General features: G+C 71.1%; 15 protein-coding genes. 7 read left to right on the forward strand and 8 right to left on the reverse strand.

The features are described from left to right. Positions 1 to 11: 11 nt before the first annotated feature. From ACTWPT_RS40760 to ACTWPT_RS40785, 6 genes are all read right to left on the reverse strand, one after another. Entirely contained in the window at positions 12 to 3227 is a 3216-nt protein-coding gene (locus ACTWPT_RS40760; RefSeq protein WP_443182883.1) for a BTAD domain-containing putative transcriptional regulator, read from the reverse strand. 117 nt (positions 3228 to 3344) lie between these two features. Next, entirely contained in the window at positions 3345 to 3758 is a 414-nt protein-coding gene (locus ACTWPT_RS40765; RefSeq protein ID WP_443182884.1) for a hypothetical protein, read from the reverse strand. A 110-nt stretch (positions 3759 to 3868) separates the two neighbouring features. Beyond that, positions 3869 to 4276: an RrF2 family transcriptional regulator gene (locus ACTWPT_RS40770; protein ID WP_443182885.1), complete on the reverse strand. Its 408-nt coding sequence runs from the start codon at positions 4274 to 4276 to the stop codon at positions 3869 to 3871. 5 nt (positions 4277 to 4281) lie between these two features. Beyond that, entirely contained in the window at positions 4282 to 5142 is an 861-nt protein-coding gene (locus ACTWPT_RS40775; RefSeq protein WP_443182886.1) for an ABC transporter permease, read from the reverse strand. Beyond that, complete coding sequence (locus ACTWPT_RS40780) at positions 5132 to 5923, reverse strand: ABC transporter ATP-binding protein (RefSeq protein WP_443182887.1); 792 nt, start codon at positions 5921 to 5923, stop codon at positions 5132 to 5134. The genes ACTWPT_RS40775 and ACTWPT_RS40780 overlap by 11 nt, the downstream gene beginning before the upstream one ends. Before the next feature lie 17 nt (positions 5924 to 5940). After that, positions 5941 to 7014 (reverse strand): ABC transporter substrate-binding protein, encoded by a 1074-nt coding sequence (locus ACTWPT_RS40785; RefSeq protein ID WP_443182888.1) that lies wholly within the window; start codon positions 7012 to 7014, stop codon positions 5941 to 5943. Between the two features lie 167 nt (positions 7015 to 7181). Between ACTWPT_RS40785 and ACTWPT_RS40790 the strand changes: the two genes are divergently transcribed. The 5 genes from ACTWPT_RS40790 to ACTWPT_RS40810 are packed head-to-tail and all read left to right on the forward strand — an operon-like array spanning position 7182 to position 11274. Next, positions 7182 to 7532: a putative sulfate exporter family transporter gene (locus ACTWPT_RS40790; RefSeq protein WP_443182889.1), complete on the forward strand. Its 351-nt coding sequence runs from the start codon at positions 7182 to 7184 to the stop codon at positions 7530 to 7532. A gap of 15 nt (positions 7533 to 7547) precedes the next feature. Beyond that, positions 7548 to 8327 carry an ABC transporter permease gene (locus ACTWPT_RS40795; RefSeq protein WP_443182890.1) on the forward strand — a complete coding sequence of 260 codons (780 nt, stop codon included), beginning with the start codon at positions 7548 to 7550 and terminating at the stop codon, positions 8325 to 8327. Positions 8328 to 8343: 16 nt separating this feature from the next. After that, complete coding sequence (locus ACTWPT_RS40800) at positions 8344 to 9378, forward strand: taurine ABC transporter substrate-binding protein (protein WP_443182891.1); 1035 nt, start codon at positions 8344 to 8346, stop codon at positions 9376 to 9378. Next, complete coding sequence (locus ACTWPT_RS40805) at positions 9362 to 10189, forward strand: ABC transporter ATP-binding protein (protein ID WP_443182892.1); 828 nt, start codon at positions 9362 to 9364, stop codon at positions 10187 to 10189. Before ACTWPT_RS40800 ends, ACTWPT_RS40805 begins: the two co-directional genes overlap by 17 nt. After that, complete coding sequence (locus ACTWPT_RS40810) at positions 10189 to 11274, forward strand: LLM class flavin-dependent oxidoreductase (RefSeq protein ID WP_443182893.1); 1086 nt, start codon at positions 10189 to 10191, stop codon at positions 11272 to 11274. The genes ACTWPT_RS40805 and ACTWPT_RS40810 overlap by 1 nt, the downstream gene beginning before the upstream one ends. Positions 11275 to 11461: 187 nt before the next feature. On the opposite strand, the gene ACTWPT_RS40815 is transcribed toward ACTWPT_RS40810, so the two are convergent. Together ACTWPT_RS40815 and ACTWPT_RS40820 are read right to left on the reverse strand one after the other, a co-directional pair. After that, the gene (locus tag ACTWPT_RS40815) at positions 11462 to 12019 is read right to left on the reverse strand and encodes a hypothetical protein (RefSeq protein WP_443182894.1); all 558 of its coding nucleotides are present in this window, start codon (positions 12017 to 12019) and stop codon (positions 11462 to 11464) included. Then, entirely contained in the window at positions 12016 to 13281 is a 1266-nt protein-coding gene (locus ACTWPT_RS40820) for an MFS transporter (protein WP_443182895.1), read from the reverse strand. Before ACTWPT_RS40820 ends, ACTWPT_RS40815 begins: the two co-directional genes overlap by 4 nt. A gap of 77 nt (positions 13282 to 13358) precedes the next feature. On the opposite strand from ACTWPT_RS40820, the gene ACTWPT_RS40825 reads away from it, so the two are divergent. Continuing rightward, the gene (locus ACTWPT_RS40825) at positions 13359 to 14381 is read left to right on the forward strand and encodes a BMP family ABC transporter substrate-binding protein (protein ID WP_443182896.1); all 1023 of its coding nucleotides are present in this window, start codon (positions 13359 to 13361) and stop codon (positions 14379 to 14381) included. Then, entirely contained in the window at positions 14378 to 15946 is a 1569-nt protein-coding gene (locus ACTWPT_RS40830; protein WP_443182897.1) for an ABC transporter ATP-binding protein, read from the forward strand. The genes ACTWPT_RS40825 and ACTWPT_RS40830 overlap by 4 nt, the downstream gene beginning before the upstream one ends. The last annotated feature ends 44 nt before the right edge of the window (positions 15947 to 15990 follow it).

Raw genomic sequence — 15990 nt, forward strand, 5'->3', positions numbered from 1 at the left:
GGGCAATGGGGCTAGGACGGGTATAGCAAGGCAAATGTCTCCCTCTGTTCAGGTGCGTCCGCTTTCGTCGCGATGGCGTGCGCGCGCCGCCAAGCCGACCAGGCCGCGCCCTCCCTCCCCATACCCCGGAGCACATGCCCCAGGGTGATCAGCGTTCTGGCCTGGGCGAGCCGCTGCCCCGTTCGGCGGAAGACCCGCAGCGCCTCCTCGCAGTGCTCCTGGCAGGAGACCAGCTCGCCCAGGCCAAGGCGCGCGTCCGCGATGGCGCTGTGTGCCTTGCCCAGCGCCAAGGCGTACCCATTGCCTGCCAGGTGCCGGGCGCTGTCGGCGTGGGCCAGCGCCTCCGTGTGAAGGCCTCGGAAGCGGGCCAGCTCCGAGCGCGCCAGCAGCAGCTCCACCTGGTTCGGCCGGTGGCTGGTGTGTTCGGCGACGGCCGCAGCCGCGGCGAGGTGGTCGTCGGCGTCTCCGACATCCCCCCGCCGGAGTCTCGCCAGCGCCAGCCCGATCAGTGCGCGCACCTCGATTTCGTGGTTCTCGACGCTCTTGGCCACGGATATCGCCTCCGACAGCGCCTGGAGCGCGGAGTCATGGCGACCGGCCTCCAGATGCACGCCGCCGAGGGATTCCAGCGCCATGGCCTCCACGTACGGGGATCCGATCTCGCGCCCGACGGACCATGACCCGCTGAGCGTGTCGAAGGCATCCCCGAGCCGGCCCATTTCCCGCTGAACCACTCCGAGGTTGGTGCGGACGACAGCCTCGAGCTGGCGCTTGCCGATCTCGATGGCGGCGGCGAGCGCCTGCCGGTGGCGCTCTTCCGCGTCGCGCAAGCGGCCGAGGTCGAGATACAGCGCCGCCAGGTTGCCGAGACTGGACGTCTCGCCCGCGCGGTTGCCGAGCTCGCGGTCGATGGCCAGTGCCCGCCGGAACCGGTTGACGGCCTGCTCGGGCGCCCCGGCCTGCGCGAGGGCCACACCGCTGGCCCGCAGCACGGCCGATTCTCCCGCGCGCCAGCCCGCGCGGCGCAGGAAGGGCAGCGCCTGACGGTAGGCGTCGATGGCGGCGTCCAGGTCGGCGATCCGCCACCGTACGTAGCCGATGGACATCAGCATCGCGCCCTGTCCCATGCTGTCCTGCTCGATGCGAGCAGCCTTGAGCCCGAGTTCGGCGATGCGCAGGCACTCAGTGATGGGCCGTTTCCAGGGCAGGACGTCTCTCAGGGCATCGGCCAGCCGCCAGGCCAAGGGGTGGGGGCCGCGCTCCGCGGCGCGGGCGATCATCGCGGCTATGGTGTCCCACTCCTGGTCGAGCCAGTTCTCCGCGTCGGTCGCGTTGCCGAAGGAGAGGGGCGTCACCTCCGTGCCCGGTCCGTCCGGCGCCGGTCCGACCACTCGCACATCGACGTGCTCGCCCGCAGAGACGATCGTCCGCAAGTAGAAGTCCAAGTACCGGTTGATGGCGGTCTCGCGGTCGGCGGGCGGGTCCTCCGCCTCGGTCCGCTCCGCGGCGTACGTGACCAGCAGGTCATGACAGGTATAGCGGTCCGGTTCCGCGCTCATCAGATGGACCCGCGCCAAGTCGTCCAGGAGCTGGGCCGTGTGCGTTGGGGAGTAGCCTGACAGCGCCACCGCGCCCGCGACAGTGATGCCGGTGTTCGGCACCAGCCCGATCAGCCGGAACAGCCGCCGTCCCGCCGGGGCCAGCGCCTCGTGAGATCGGCCGACCGCGCCGCGCACCGCCGTACGCGGATCGCCCTCGACCTCCAGTTGGGAGAGCAGGTCATGATCGCCGAGCTCGGCCACGTATTGTGCGAGCGTCTTGTGCGGGCTGCCCACCGCTCTGGCACCGGCCACCCGCAGGGCCAGCGGCAGGCGCGCGCAGAGTTCCGCCAGGCGCGCGGCGGCGTGCGGTTCCCTGCGGATCCTGTCCGGTCCCACGGTGTCGGCGAGCAGATCGACGGCTGCGTCCGGGTCGAGCACGTCCAGCGTGATCCGCCCGGCGGACTCCAGCGCCACCAGACCGCTCAGCCGGTCCCGACTGGTAACCAGGATCCGGGATCCGGTTTCGGGGGGTATCAGCGATCGGATCTGGTCCGGCTCGGCGGCATTGTCCAGCACCACGAGAACACGCTGTCCGGCCAGGATCGACCGGTACAGGCCGATCTGGGCGTCCAGTTCCACGGGGATGTCCGCCGCGGGCCAGCCAAGCCCCTGGATCAGGCGCGGCAACGCCTCGGCCGTGCTCATTGGCTGCGCCTGGTCGAACCCCCGCAGGTCGAGGAAGAGCTGCCCGTCGGGGAACCGCTCCGCCACGCGATGCGCCCAGTGGACGGCCAGCGTGGTCTTGCCTACCCCGGCGCCCCCGACCACGAGGATCAGCTGCGCCACTGACAGTTCGTCCAGTTGTTTGAGCTCCGCCCGCCTGCCGATCAGCCGGCCCACCGCCGGCGGGAGCTGCCGGGGAACGAGGCGGCGTACAGTCTCGCGCTCGGGACGGGTGAGCACCGCGTCGTTGCCCAGGATCGCCGCGCGCAGGCGCTGGAGCTCGGTGCCCGGTTCGACGCCCAGCTCGCTCGCCAACACCGTACGGACCCGGCTGTACATCTCCAGGGCCTCTGCCCGCCTGCCGGACCGGTGGAGTGCCAGTATGAGCTGCCGCCAGACGCCTTCGTTGAGCGAGTTGGCTTCGGCGAGCGCCCGTAACTCGCCGATCAGCTCCTCGTGCAGGCCCAGCCTCAAGCGGACATCGGTCCAGTCGGACCGGGCTGAAAGCGCCAGTTCTTCCAGCAGAGCGACGCGAGGCGCCACGGAGGAGGTGAGCAGCGCGTCCTCGGCAGGTCGGCCGCGCCACAGCGACAGGGCGGTCCGGTATTCGTCGCTGGCCGCGGCCAGGTCTCCAGCGTCCGCGTGGCGGCGGGCCTTGCTCAGCGTGTCCTCGAAGACGAGCAGGTCGAGCTGGGTCCGCTCAAGGTTCAGGAGATAGCCGTGGTCCTGGGTGACGAGTTGGGGGACGGCCGTTCGCCGGAGGCGGGTGACGTAGCTGTGGATGTTCGACACGGCCGACGCGGGCGGCTCCTCCCACAGGCAGTCGATCAGGCGCTCCAGAGAGACCGACGTATTGGGATAGAGCAGCAACACGCCAAGCACGGACCGCTGCTTTCCCGAGAGATGCACGGGCCTATTTCCGGAAAGAGCCTGAACAGAACCGAGAATTCCAAACACGGTCACAGGCAACTCCCGATCATCATCGAGACACGTTGTACACCGGGCCGCCGAGGCACGCAAGGCGATCCACAGGGGATGGTCACGGGGCGCCCGATTCGGGGTGGCTGTGGTACTGGCACGTCATTGGATTACCTGCACGTTGATGAGTTCCTTGTGGGCATGGCGGTTCAGCTTGACCGCGTCTCCCACGATTGGGAGCCCTACATCGAGGGATGCCCGTGCGTCCCCCGTCTCCGCGTCTGCTTTGGTCAGGCATGATCCGTACCATGCGCGGTCGCGCTTGTAGGGCGCAGGTAGGTTCGCCAGTCCGGCCGTCAGCAAGTCGACGGCCTTGGGCCAGTTCGAGAGACGCAGCTTCGTCATGCCACGCTGGAGTCGGAACCAGGTCTCGTCGTAGAAGTACATCCACGCCGGTTCGTCGTCGGCGTGCTCGGCGGCTCGACGGATGAGGGCTTCAGCCTCGTCCAGCAGCGTGCGGGCCGGACGGGCCTCCCCTGCCAAAGCGTGCCCTCGCGCGGCCATCTGGGTGGCCATGCCGCGCACCCCGGGAGTCACCCGTCCGTCGTGCCAGCGCGCGGCTTCAGCCAGTCGGACGGTCCTGCGCGCATTGCCGGCACTCCACGCCTGGTGGGCCTTCAAGTCCCTCAGTGGTCCGATGGCTCGGGCAGCGAGCCGTCGGCGACGTGGGCGAGGGTGATCTCGGTGAGCAGGGCTTGCTCGTGGTCCCGCAAGGCGCTCCACACGTCCGCCAGCGGCCTGGCCACGCCCGGGTACCCGCCGTGGTCGCTCCCCTCGGGTACGCCTTCGACCACGGTGATGATGTCAGCGAGCGTGATCTCGGCGGCGGGACGGGCCAGCCAGTAGCCGCCCTCGGGGCCGCGCTGGCTGTGCAGGAGACCGGCGCGGCGGAGCTGGAGCAGGATGTTGTCGAGGAACTTGCGGGGAATCCCCTGAGCTGCCGCGATCTTGTCGGCCGGCACAGGGCCCGGCGGCGCCGCGGCGAGTTCGGCGGCGGCGCGCAGGGCGTATTGAGTTCGGGCGGAGATCCGCATGTCGGTCAGTTGGTGACCTGGTGCAGGCCCCAGCGGCGGCGCAACGCGCCGTCGGCCGCGCCGAAGAGGCGGTCGATGAGGATGCCGATGACCAGGATGACGATCATGGTGGAGAGCAGGCCGGCCGAGTCGGCCAGTTCGCGGGCGAAGTGCAACTGTTCCCCCAGGGAGGGCCGGTTGGCGATGATGACGAGCAGTTCGCCGGCCATCAAGGAGCGCCAGGCGAACGCCCAGCCCTGCTTGAGCCCCGCCAGGAACGACGGCAGCGAGGCGGGCAGGATGACGTGCCGGTACAGGGCGAGGCGGCGGAAGCCCAGCATGTGCCCGGCCCGCAGCAGGATCGGCGGGGTGTAGTCGACGCCGGCGATCAGGCCGTTGGCGACGGACGGAGCGGCGCCGAGCACGACGACGAACAGGATCGCACTCTCGCTCAGCCCGAACAACAAGATGGCGAGCGGGAACCAGGCGATGGACGGCATGGTCTGCAACCCGGTGATCAGCGACCCGACGGCCCGGCGCAGCGGCCGGATACGCGAGACGAGGGCGCCGACGACGAGTCCGACGGCGATGGCCGCCGCGAAGCCGGTCACGGCGCGGCGCATGGTGACCGCGACGGCCTGGTAGAACTCGGCCTCCCCGAGGCGGTGGCCCAGCTCGGTCAGGGTGGTCACCGGGCCGGCGAAGACGTACTCCGGCCACCAGCCGGCCAGGACCACCGCCTGCCAGGCGAGGAGGGTGATGGCGATCGCCGAGGCCACCGGCCACAGCCCCGACCAGGCGCGCGTGGCCAGGCCTGCGCGTCGGCGGTCGGCGAGTTCGAGGGCGTCGAGCCCGGCGATCTGCCGGGCGTGGGTGTCAACGGCCATGACGCAGGACCTCCTGGCGCAGCCGGTCGGTGATCTCAGCGGCCTGCTCGGCCACCTCGGCCGAGTCGGTGCGGCGGGGCCGGGGCAGCGTCACCGGGAAGTCCTCGACCACCCGCCCCGGCCGGCTGGACAGCAGCACGACGCGGTCGCCGAGCCGGACGGCCTCGCGGACGTTGTGGGTGACGAACAGGACGGCGAGGCCGCGTTCGCGCCAGATGCGCTCCAGCTCGTCGTGGAGCAGGTCGCGCGTCATCGCATCCAGCGCGCCGAAGGGCTCGTCCATCAGCAGCACGTCGGCGTCCTGGGCGAGCGCGCGGGCCAGGGCGACGCGCTGGCGCATGCCGCCGGACAGCTCGTGCGGGCGCTTGCCACCGAAACCGCCCAGGTGCACGATCTCCAGGAACTCGGCCGCGCGGGCCCGCCGCTCCTTGCGGGCCACGCCCTTGCCGCGCAGCGCCATCTCGACGTTCGCCGAGACGGTCAGCCACGGGAACAGCGCCGGCTCCTGGAACATCAGCGCAACCCGGTCGCGGTCGACGTCGATGCGGCCGGCGGTGGGCGCGTCCAGCCCGGCGACCAACGACAGTAGCGTGCTCTTGCCGCAGCCGGAGGCCCCCAGCAGGCAGACGAACTCGCCCGGTGCCACGTCGAGGGCGACGTCATCGAGGGCCAGCAGGCCGGTCTTGCCCTGGCCGTACATCTTGGAGACGGCCTCCAGTCGCACGGCGGGCTGGTGCCCGCCGTTGCGGCTGCCGGCCTGCTCCGTCAGTGGAGCGGTCATGGGATCTCCTGGGTCGCTTACTTGTCCGAGATGGGGGACTGGCCCTTGGTGGCGAGGACCTCGTTGAGGATCTTCAGGTCGTAGATGCCGTTCAGGTCGACCGGGTCGAGCAGGCCGACCTTGGTGGCGTGCTCGGCGCTGGTGACGAGGGAGGAGGCGATCGGGTCGTTGGTGAAAGTGATGTTCTTGAACGCGGTGTCGAGCACCTCGGGCTTGAGCGGCTTGCCGGTCAGCTTCTGCAGCGCGGCGTTGGCGGTCTGCGCGGCACCGGCGGGGTCGGAGTTGATGAAGGCGTTGGCCTCGACGTGCGCCTCGATGAGCTTTCGGACGGCCTCCGGGTGCTCCTTGGCGAACTCCTGGCGGACGATCAGATGGGTGATCACGAACTGCTTGTTCGGCCACAGATCGCGCTCGTCGACCAGCACCTTGCCGCCGCTCTCCTTGATGAGGCGGCTGGCGAACGGCTCGGGCACCCAGGCGCCGTCGATGTCGCCGGTGGCGAAGGTCTGAACGGTCTGGGAGTTCTCCTGCGGCACGATGGAGACCTCGCCGCCGCCCTTGGTGTCGGTCTTGATGCCCTTCTCGGTCAGCCAATAGCGCAGCGCCACGTCCTGGGTGTTACCGAGCTGCGGGGTGGCGATCTTCTTGCCCTTGAGGTCCTCCGGCGTATTGATGCCCGGCTTGACCACCAGGAAGACGCCGCCGGATGCCGCCCCCGCGATGATCTTGATGGCCTGCCCCTTGGACTTGGACCAGGCGTTGATGGCGGGGTTCGGGCCGATGTAGGTGGCGTCGATCGCGCCGGAGAAGACCGCCTCGATCGCCGCCGGGCCGGCGTTGAACGTGCTGGTCTTCAGCGTCGTACCGCTGCCCAGGTGCTTGGCGTACAGACCCTTCTCGACGCCGACGAGAGCAGTGGCGTGGGTGATGTTCGGGAAGAACCCGAGCCGCACCTCCGCCGGCCCGCCGCCGGCGGCGGCGCCTCCGCTTGCGTTACCCTCGCTTGCGCCGCCACCGCAGGCCGCCGCCACGGTCGTGAGCGCCAGGACGGCCAGTGCGGCCAACACCCCGCGAGCCCTGCGTGCGTACATCGGTTCTCCCTATTTCCCACTTATTTAGTAGCTTTTGTGGAGTTTATAGCTCTACCCGCACGGTCACGTCAAGTCACACCTCGGCGAGACGTGAGCAAGCGGCCACGGTCGGGCCTGACGCGCCCCGTTCCGGCCTGGCGGAGCTGTGGCGGCGCTTCCCGAAGTTCGTGCTCGGGTTCGTGGCCGCCTCGGTGCTGGCGACCTGGTACCTGACCACGGTCTCCGTGGCGCACGGCAAGGAGATCATCGGGGCCGCCAACGACCTGCGCACCTGGTTCCTCATCCTGGCGTTCGTGAGCATCGGTCTGGAGTTCCGCGTCTCGTCGCTGCGGGAGGCGGGCTGGCGGCCGATCGGCGTGTTCGCCGGGGCAAGGATTTCAACGTGCTGGTCGCACTCGCCCTGGCAGTCGCGTTGCTCTCGGGGTTCTCCGGGGCCTGACAGCGGCGTCTCCCCCCGTTGCGAGGTCCGGGTGGGATCATCTACGCTATTTCCCACTAAACCAGTCTCTTATTACTGAATTGAGGAAGTGTCGGTGATCCGTGGTGTCGGACTCCGGGTGGCGAGCGTGGTCCTGCTGGCCGCGATCTGGTGGGCGGTCTCGGCCGCCCACTTGTGGCCCGAGGTGTTCGTACCCTCGCCCGGCTCGGTGTGGGAGCAGTTCTTCCTGACCTCCTCCATACACGACGGACAGCGCGGCTACAGCGGATACCTGCTGTCGGAGCACCTGCTGGCCAGCCTGCGCCGCATCGCCCTGGGCAGCCTGTACGGCGTGGCAGGCGGCATCGCGCTCGGCCTGGTCGTCGGGCTCGTGCCGACCGTTCGGGCCCTGCTCAACCCCCTGATCACGTTCGTGAGGACGCTGCCGCCGCTGGCCTACTTCAGCCTGCTCATCATCTGGCTGGGCATCGACGAGCCGCCCAAGGTCTCGCTGCTGTTCGTGGCCGCGCTGCCGCCCGTCGCGGTGGCAACGGCGGACGCGGTACGTGGCGTGCACGAGGACTACTTGCACGCTGCCCGATCGCTGGGGGCGAGCCGGTGGCAGTTGCCGTACCGGATCGTGCTCCCCTCCGCGCTGCCTGAAGTGATCACTGGCATCCGGGTCGCGGTCGGGGTGGCGTACACCACGGTCGTGGCCGCCGAGACCGTCAACGGGGTGCCGGGCATCGGCGGGATGATCCGCGACGCGCAGCGCTACAACCAGACCGACGTGGTCGTGCTCGGGCTGCTCGTCATCGGCGCCTCCGGCCTGCTCATCGACGCCCTCCTGCAACTCACCGAGCGCCTGCTCGTGCCCTGGCGCGGCAAGGCATGACAAGAAGGCATCAGCCATGAAACACCGCCTCATCCCCGCGCTCGCGCTCACCCTGTGCCTAGCTGCGTGCTCCACCGGCACCGGCGCCACCCCGAGCACCGCGCCCAACGCCGATGGCAGCCCCAAGGAAGTGCGCATCGGCTACCAGCTCATCCCGAACGGCGACCTGATCGTCAAGGACCAGCGGTGGCTGGAGACCGCGCTGCCGAACACGAAGATCAGCTGGATCAAGTTCGACTCGGGCGGCGATGTGAACACTGCGATGGTCGCCGGAAGCATCGACATCGGCCTGGCCGGCAGCAGCCCGGTCACCCGCGGCCTGTCCGCGCCGCTGAACATCCCCTACCAGGTGCCGTGGATCTTCGACGTCATCGCCGAGAACGAGGCGCTCGTGGCCCGCCAAGCCGGCTCGGTCGGCGAGCTCAAGGGCAAGAAGATCGCGACCCCGTTCGCCTCGACCTCGCACTACAGCCTGCTGGCCGCACTCCAGGAGGCCGGGCTGGCCGAGTCCGACGTTACCGTCGTCGACCTGGAGCCACCGGATATCCAGGCCGCCTGGGCACGCGGCGACATCGACGCCGCCTACGTCTGGACGCCGGTGCTCGGCGAACTGCGCAAGACCGGCAAGGTGCTGGTCACCAGCAAGGAACTGGCCGCCAAGGGCAAGCTCACCGCCGACCTGGCCGTGGTCCGCACCCAGTTCGCCACGACGTACCCACAGACACTGCGCACCTGGCTGCAGCAGCAGGACCGCGCGGTCAAGCTGGTACGCGCGGACAAGGCGGCCGCCGCCGCGGCCGTCGGCCGCCAGCTCAACCTCGACCCCGCAGAGGCTTCCAAGCAGATCGACGAGCTCATCCTGCTCAATGGCAAGGAGCAGGCCGGCCCCGACTACCTGGGCACGCCCGAGCAGCCCGGCGCGCTCGCAGAGAACCTGCGCAGCGCCGCCGAGTTCCTCAAGTCGCAGAACAAACTCCCCGCCGTGCCCGACCTGGCCGTGTTCCAGAAGGGGCTGGCCACCAAGGATCTACGCGATGCGTTCGCAGGATGAGGCGCTCACCGCGGTGCGCACCGCCGCCGCGGTGCGACTGAGTGAGGTCTCGCTGACATATGGCCTCCCCTCCCGCTGGTCCAGGGCCGAGCCTGTCGAGGCGCTGCGCGGCATCAGCGCCGACGTCGGCGCGGGCGAGTTCGTGACCATCGTCGGGCCGTCGGGCTGCGGCAAGAGCACGCTGCTGCGGCTGGTCGCCGGGTTCGCGTTCCCGACCGGCGGGCAGATCGCCGTGGCGGGCGAACCGGTGACGGTGCCAGGGCCGGACCGGGGCGTGGTGTTCCAGCAGCCGCGCCTGTTCCCTTGGCTGAACGTGCGCCGCAACGTGGAGTTCGGGCTGCGGATGGCCGGGGTTCCCTCGCCGGTCAGGCGGTCCCGGGCCGCCGAGCTGCTCGACCTTGTGGGGCTGGGCGACGTGGCCGGGCGGCGGCCGTACGAGCTGTCGGGCGGCATGCAGCAGCGCGCCGCCATCGCCCGAGCACTCGCCCCCGACCCCGCGATCCTGCTCATGGACGAGCCGTTCGCCGCGCTGGACGCACTCACCCGGGAGCGCCTGCAGGAGGAGATCCGGCGCATCTGGCAGGCCACGGGCAAGACCGTGCTGTTCGTCACGCACAGCGTGGACGAGGCGGTCTACCTGGGCACCCGCCTGCTGGTGATGAGCCGCAGGCCCGGCCGCATCGTGCTCGACCAGGCCTCCGACCTCCCGCACGCGCCCGACCCGCACACCCACCCGGAGTTCCCCGCCGTACGCGAGATCGTGGCGGCAGCCGTACGGCGGGCCGCCTCCTCCGATACCGAGGTGACCTGATGCGTTTTCACTGGTTCCTGCCGACGACCGGCGACGGCCACGAGGTCCGCTCGGCCATCACCACCACCGACGCGTTCCATCCCACGGCCCGCCCCGCCACCGTGGCCTACCTGACGCAGGTGGCCAGGGCCGCCGAGCAGGCCGGGTTCGAGGCCGCGCTCACCCCGGTCGGCGCGGGCTGCCCGGACCCGTGGATCGTGTGCGCGGCGCTGGCCCAGCACACCGAGCGGCTGAAGATGCTGGTCGCCTTCCGCACCGGCTACGCGCTGCCCACCCTGCTCGCCCAGCAGGCTCAGGCCTTCCAAGAGGTCTCCGGCGGGCGGCTGCTGCTCAACGTCGTCACCGGCGGCGACCCCGTCGAGCAGCGCGCCTACGGCGACTTCCTCGACCACGACGCCCGCTACGCCAGGACCGCCGAGTTCCTGCACGTGCTGCGCCGCTCCTGGGACGGCGTGCCCTTCGACCACCACGGCGAGCACTACCGCGTCGAGGGCGGCGGGCTGGCCGAGCCCCTCGACCCGCCACCCGAGCTGTACTTCGGCGGCGCGTCGCCGACGGCCGAGCAGGTCGCTGCCAGGCATGCCGACGTGGTGCTCATGTGGGGCGAGCCACCACACGCGATCGCCGAGCGCATCGCCCGGCTGCGCGCGCTGGCCGGGCCGCTCGGCCGCAAGCTCCGGTACGGCCTGCGGGTGCACGTCATCGCCCGCGACACCGGCGCCGCCGCCTGGGCCGAGGCCGACCGGCTGCTGGCGGGCATGGATCCGGCCCGCATCGCCGCCGCCCAGCGGCACTTCGCCCGCTACGACTCCGTCGGCCAGCGCCGCATGGTCGATCTGCACACCGGCGACACCCGCGACCTGGAGATCCACCCAGGGCTGTGGGCCGGGGTCGGGCTGGTCCGGGAAGGGGCGGGCACCGCGCTGGTCGGCTCGTACGACGAGGTCGCGGCCCTGTTCCGGGAGTACGCGGCCGCCGGTGTGGATGAATTCGTCCTGTCCGGGTGGCCGCATCTTGAGGAGGCGTACCGGGTCGGCGAACACCTGCTCCCCCGCCTGTCGCGCGAGGCGGCCGTGCGCACGTAGCGACGACGACGGGTGGGCCCGACACCTGATTCAGCGGCGCGCTGCGCCATTCCGCCGGAGACCTGGCAGGGTCGGTGCCGGTGGAAGCCCTCCAGGCCGACGCCGTGCAGCCCGACTCCCGCCGCAGCGGTCGTCTGGGCTGCGAACGTGGCCTCGCCGATCCTCATGCGCCTCCTCAGTTGTACGCTCAGGCCGCCGCGTGCAGCCACGATCCGGCGACCTGGGCCAGCACCGTCCGGGCCAGCGCGTCGGCCTCCCGCAGCAGCGGCGCGATTCCGCCCGGGCCGTCGAACCCGGCGATGCCGCCGGCGGTCCAGGGGCCCAGGGCGAATCGGCGGTCATGCGTGGCGCCGGTTCGCGTGACCAGCCGCCGGTCGGGAAGGCGCACGTCCAGCAGGCCCGACACCTCCCGGCACTCGCCCTGGGCGAACAGGCCGACGATCAGCGGATCGGTGCTCCGCCGCACGCTCGGTGCGGGTTGCCGCGCCTCGATGAGCGCCCGCGCCATCGTCGAGCCGGGCACGGTAGGGCTGGTCGCCCGCCACGCGCCGGCCGCCTCGTCCTGCTCGATGCGCGGCTCGGCGCCGAGAAAGGTGACGACGCCTGCCCGGGCGAGGGCACGCAGCTCGGCCTGGCGGGCAAGGGACGGACCGCCGGCGAGGAGGCCGGACAGCCTCTGGAGCCAGGGATCGGTCGCTACGCCGGCGGCCAGGACGGCTCGCGCGGAGAGCAGCCCGTGGATCATCGCCAGGTCGGCGCTGAAGGACGGATCGGCGCGCCGCTCGAGGCCACGATCATCCAGGCGGTGAGATAAGCGAACGCGGCAGCGGGGGAAAGGAAAGTCCACAACAGCCCGGCGATGGCGCTGGCGGCGAAGTTGCCCAGCGACTGGACGGCGGCCAGCAGACCGAACGCCGAACCGCGCAGGCCGGCGGGCGCCAGCGCGGCAACGGCGGAGTGCTCCGCGGTCTCCACCGCGCCGATGCCGACCCCGGCCATGACGAACGGCACCGCCAGCAGCCAGACGCTTGCGCCGGTGACGGCGAACAGGCCGTAGGCCAGAGCGAAGGCGATCACGCCGGCGGCCAGGACGAGGGCCGGACCGCGTGCGCCGATCCGATCGGCGACATGGCCGGCGGGCACGGACGCCACCGTGGCGGCGAGGTTGTAGGCCGTGTAGAGGGCCAGCGCGATCATGGTCGCGCCGGCGGCGCCGTGGGCGGGGGTGAGCAGTTCGGTGGCGCGCAGGATGAGCATGGTCGCCGCGACGTTGCCGACCTCGAACGCACTGATCGCGCCGAGGATCTTGCCGAGGTCGCCGCGCAGGATGGGGCGGACGCGGATGCGCAGGGGCACCTTGTCGCGTTGCCGGGGCCGGGCGGTGTGCCGGATGGCGTAGATGATCGCCGCGGCGGCGAGCAAGCCGGGGAAGACGGAGATGATGATGGCGGTCTTGACGCTGAAGAGGGCGACCAGAGCAATGGCCAGCAGCGGGCCCAGGACCGCGCCGAGGTTGTCCATCATGCGCTCGAAACCGTAGGCCCGGCCGTAGGCGGTGGGCGCGACGATGTCGGCCAGCAGTGCGTTGCGTGCCGGCACCCGTAGGCCGCGGACGGTCCAGGCGCCGGCGCGCAGCAGGGCGACCTGCCAGACGGCGGTGGCGGCACCGATGCCGGCCGACAGCACGGCGGTGGTGGCATAGCCGCCGACGGCGATCGCTCGGCGGCGTTTGGGGTCGTCGGCCAGGGCGCCGCCGCCGAACCGGGCGGCTCCCGCCAGCGCGTCGGAGACTCCCTCGATCAGCCCGAGCGCGCTGGCAGGCGCGCCCAGGGTGGAGGTGAGCAGGCTGGGCAGCAGCGCGGAGGGCACCTCGTGCCCGACGTCGGCGAGCAAGCTCGCCCCGCCTATGCCGGCTACCCCCGGACTGAACCAGCCACCCCCCGGCACGTCGCCGGGCTGAGCGGGGTTGCCGGCGGACTCGTCGGTGGCGGAGGCAGCGTCGGTCACGGCCGCAAGTATGCCGTAGGACCAATCCGGACCATAGGCGATATTTCCTACCTAATATGCATGTTATGCTCGCCGACATGCGCACGACCTCCACACCGGCTGTCCTGGCTGCGGCAGCGCTCGCCCTCACGGCGTGCGGCGGGGCCGACCGGCCGCCCGCTTCCTCCCCCGGCAAGTCCGTCATCCTCATCACGCCGAACCCCGTCGGGACCAACAGCTTCCTGCAGCTCAGCGTGAAGGGCGCGGAAGCCGCAGCCAAGGAGATCGGCGCCTCGTTCAAGCTGTACGAGAGCAAGGACCCCACGAGCATCGCGCAGAATCTCGACGCCGCCGTCAGGGCGAAGCCGACCCTGATCGTCGGGGTCAGCTTCTCGTTCGACGACCTGTTCGCCACCGTGCCGAAGCAGCATCCCGGCCAGCAGTTCCTCCAGGTGGACTCGTGCGCCAAGGACCAGGCGGCCAACCTCACTTGCGTGTCGTTCAAGGAGCATGAGGCGGCCTACCTGGCCGGGGTGGAGGCGGGCCTGCTGTCCAAGAGCGGCAAGATCGGCGTGGTGGCCGCGCTCGACTCGCCGTTCGTGCACCGTTGGATCGACCCGTTCTTCGCCGGCGCCAAGTCCGTCAACGCCTCCGTCACCGGCACGCCGCTGTACGTCGGCGGCAACAACCCCTTCAGCGATCCGGCGAGAGCCAAGTCGCAGGCCCAGACCCTGACCGGCCAGGGCGCCGACATCGTGGCCGCCGCAGCGTCCGGAGGCAACCAGGGCGTGTTCGAGGCGGCGGCCGCCGCCGGGGCCAAGTCGTTCGGCGTGGACGTCAACCAGTGCACACAGAGCCCGGACACGATCATCGATAACGTGCTCAAGCACGTCGACGTGGCCGAGAGCGCCGCCATCAAGGACATCGCGGCGGGCCGGGCGGGCGGCCTCAAGGTGTACGGGCTCAAACAGGGCGGCGTCGGCGTGAACGCCCTCGGCCCGGACCTGTCCGCCTCCGGCTGCGCGGTCGCCTCGAGCCCCGACGTGGTCGCCAAGGTCAAGCAGGTACGCGACGACATCGTGGCCGGCCGGATCACGGTCGCCGACCCGCTGGCGGGATGAGCGCGCTCGAGCACGCTCGCCGACCCGCTGATGGGGTGCCTGCGCCGGCGGTCGAGCTGGCCGGGATCACCAAGCGCTTCGGCGACGTGCTGGCCAACGACCGAATCGACCTGGTGGTGCGGCCGGGCGAGGTGCACGCCGTCGTCGGCGAGAACGGCGCGGGCAAGTCCACGCTGATGTCCGTGCTCTACGGGCTGCACCGCCCCGACGCCGGCCAGGTGCTGCGTGCGGGGGTTCCCGTCCGGCTGCGCTCCCCCGCCGATGCCATCGCCCATGGGCTGGGCATGGTGCACCAGCGCTTCCGGCTCTTTCCCGGCCTGAGCGTGGCCGAGAACGTGGTGATCGGGGCCGAGCCGGTGCGGCACGGCGTGCTCGACCGGGCGGCCGGTCGCCGGGCGGTGACCGAGCTGGCCAGGCGGTACGGACTGGACGTGGATCCCGCGGCGCGCGCAGGAGAACTGCCGGTAGGAGTGCGGCAGCGCGTGGAGATCCTCAAGGCGCTCTACCGGCGAGCCGAGGTGCTCATCCTGGACGAGCCCACCGCCGTGCTCACCCCTGGCGAAGCCGAGGGGCTGTTCCGCATGGTCAGGGAGTTGACCACTGAGGGTGTGTCGGTGCTGCTCGTCACGCACAAGCTGGAGGAGGTGCTGGCGGCGAGCGACCGGGTCACGGTGCTGCGCGGCGGGCGGGTGACCGGCCGGTTCGACACGGCGGCCACCTCGGCGGACGAGCTGGTCCGCGCCATGATCGGCCGCTCGGTCGCCACGACGCCCGCTAGACCTGGGCGGCCCGCGCCGCTCGCCGCTTCGGAACGGCCTTATCTGCTCGACGTGCGAGACCTGCGGGTGCGGGATCGTGACGGCGTCATGGCGGTGGCCGGGGTCTCGTTCGGAGTGCGCGCCGGTGAGATCGTCGGCCTCGCGGGCGTGGCGGGGAACGGGCAGCGTGAACTTTTGGACGCCGTGACAGGGCTCCGGTCCGCCGACTCGGGTTCGGTGCTGCTCGACGGGCGGCCTGTCGGCGGTGGCCGGGAGCGGCGCATCGCCTCCGTGCCCGCGGACCGTGCGGGCAGGGCGACGGCTTCCGGCATGTCGCTGGCCGACAACCTGCTGATGGGCGAGCAGCGCGGCGTCCGCCTGAATCCCGCCCGGGTTCGGCGGCGGGCCTCGGCTTTGGTGGAGCGGTTCTCCATCCGCGCCGCATCGGTGACGGCGCCGATCGAGAGCCTGTCCGGCGGCAACGCGCAGAAGGCGGTGCTGGCCAGGGAGCTGTCCAAGGACACGCCGGTGCTGGTGGTGGAGGAGCCGACGCAGGGATTGGACGTGGGCGCTCAGGAGCGGATCCACGCGTTGCTGGCCGAGGCGCGCGACGCCGGTGGGGCGGTGCTGGTGCAGTCCAGCGAGCTGTCGGAGCTGCGCGCCCTGGCCGATCGGGTGCTGGTCATGTTCGAGGGCCGCGTGGTGGCCGAGCTGCCGGTGGTGGAGGCCACGGACGAGCGTCTCGGCGCCGCCATGACGGGCGCCGCCCTCTCGAGGCCGCCCGCAGGCTCGGAGACCGCCGGATGACCCGCGTCGGCAACCCCCCGTTGACGCCGCCGGGTCGGCAGGCT

The sequence above is a fragment of the Nonomuraea sp. 3N208 genome, from assembly GCF_052245935.1.
GTDB lineage: Bacteria > Actinomycetota > Actinomycetes > Streptosporangiales > Streptosporangiaceae > Nonomuraea.

Excerpts from the sequence above, each read along its gene's own strand:
- ACTWPT_RS40780 (WP_443182887.1), bottom strand. The coding sequence starts at position 5,923 with ATGACCGCTCCACTGACGGAGCAGGCCGGCAGCCGCAACGGCGGGCAC.
- ACTWPT_RS40830 (WP_443182897.1), top strand. The coding sequence starts at position 14,378 with ATGAGCGCGCTCGAGCACGCTCGCCGACCCGCTGATGGGGTGCCTGCG.
- ACTWPT_RS40805 (WP_443182892.1), top strand. The coding sequence starts at position 9,362 with ATGCGTTCGCAGGATGAGGCGCTCACCGCGGTGCGCACCGCCGCCGCG.
- ACTWPT_RS40785 (WP_443182888.1), bottom strand. The coding sequence starts at position 7,014 with ATGTACGCACGCAGGGCTCGCGGGGTGTTGGCCGCACTGGCCGTCCTG.
- ACTWPT_RS40815 (WP_443182894.1), bottom strand. The coding sequence starts at position 12,019 with ATGATCCACGGGCTGCTCTCCGCGCGAGCCGTCCTGGCCGCCGGCGTA.
- ACTWPT_RS40825 (WP_443182896.1), top strand. The coding sequence starts at position 13,359 with ATGCGCACGACCTCCACACCGGCTGTCCTGGCTGCGGCAGCGCTCGCC.
- ACTWPT_RS40770 (WP_443182885.1), bottom strand. The coding sequence starts at position 4,276 with ATGCGGATCTCCGCCCGAACTCAATACGCCCTGCGCGCCGCCGCCGAA.
- ACTWPT_RS40765 (WP_443182884.1), bottom strand. The coding sequence starts at position 3,758 with ATGGCCACCCAGATGGCCGCGCGAGGGCACGCTTTGGCAGGGGAGGCC.
- ACTWPT_RS40775 (WP_443182886.1), bottom strand. The coding sequence starts at position 5,142 with ATGGCCGTTGACACCCACGCCCGGCAGATCGCCGGGCTCGACGCCCTC.
- ACTWPT_RS40810 (WP_443182893.1), top strand. The coding sequence starts at position 10,189 with ATGCGTTTTCACTGGTTCCTGCCGACGACCGGCGACGGCCACGAGGTC.
- ACTWPT_RS40800 (WP_443182891.1), top strand. The coding sequence starts at position 8,344 with ATGAAACACCGCCTCATCCCCGCGCTCGCGCTCACCCTGTGCCTAGCT.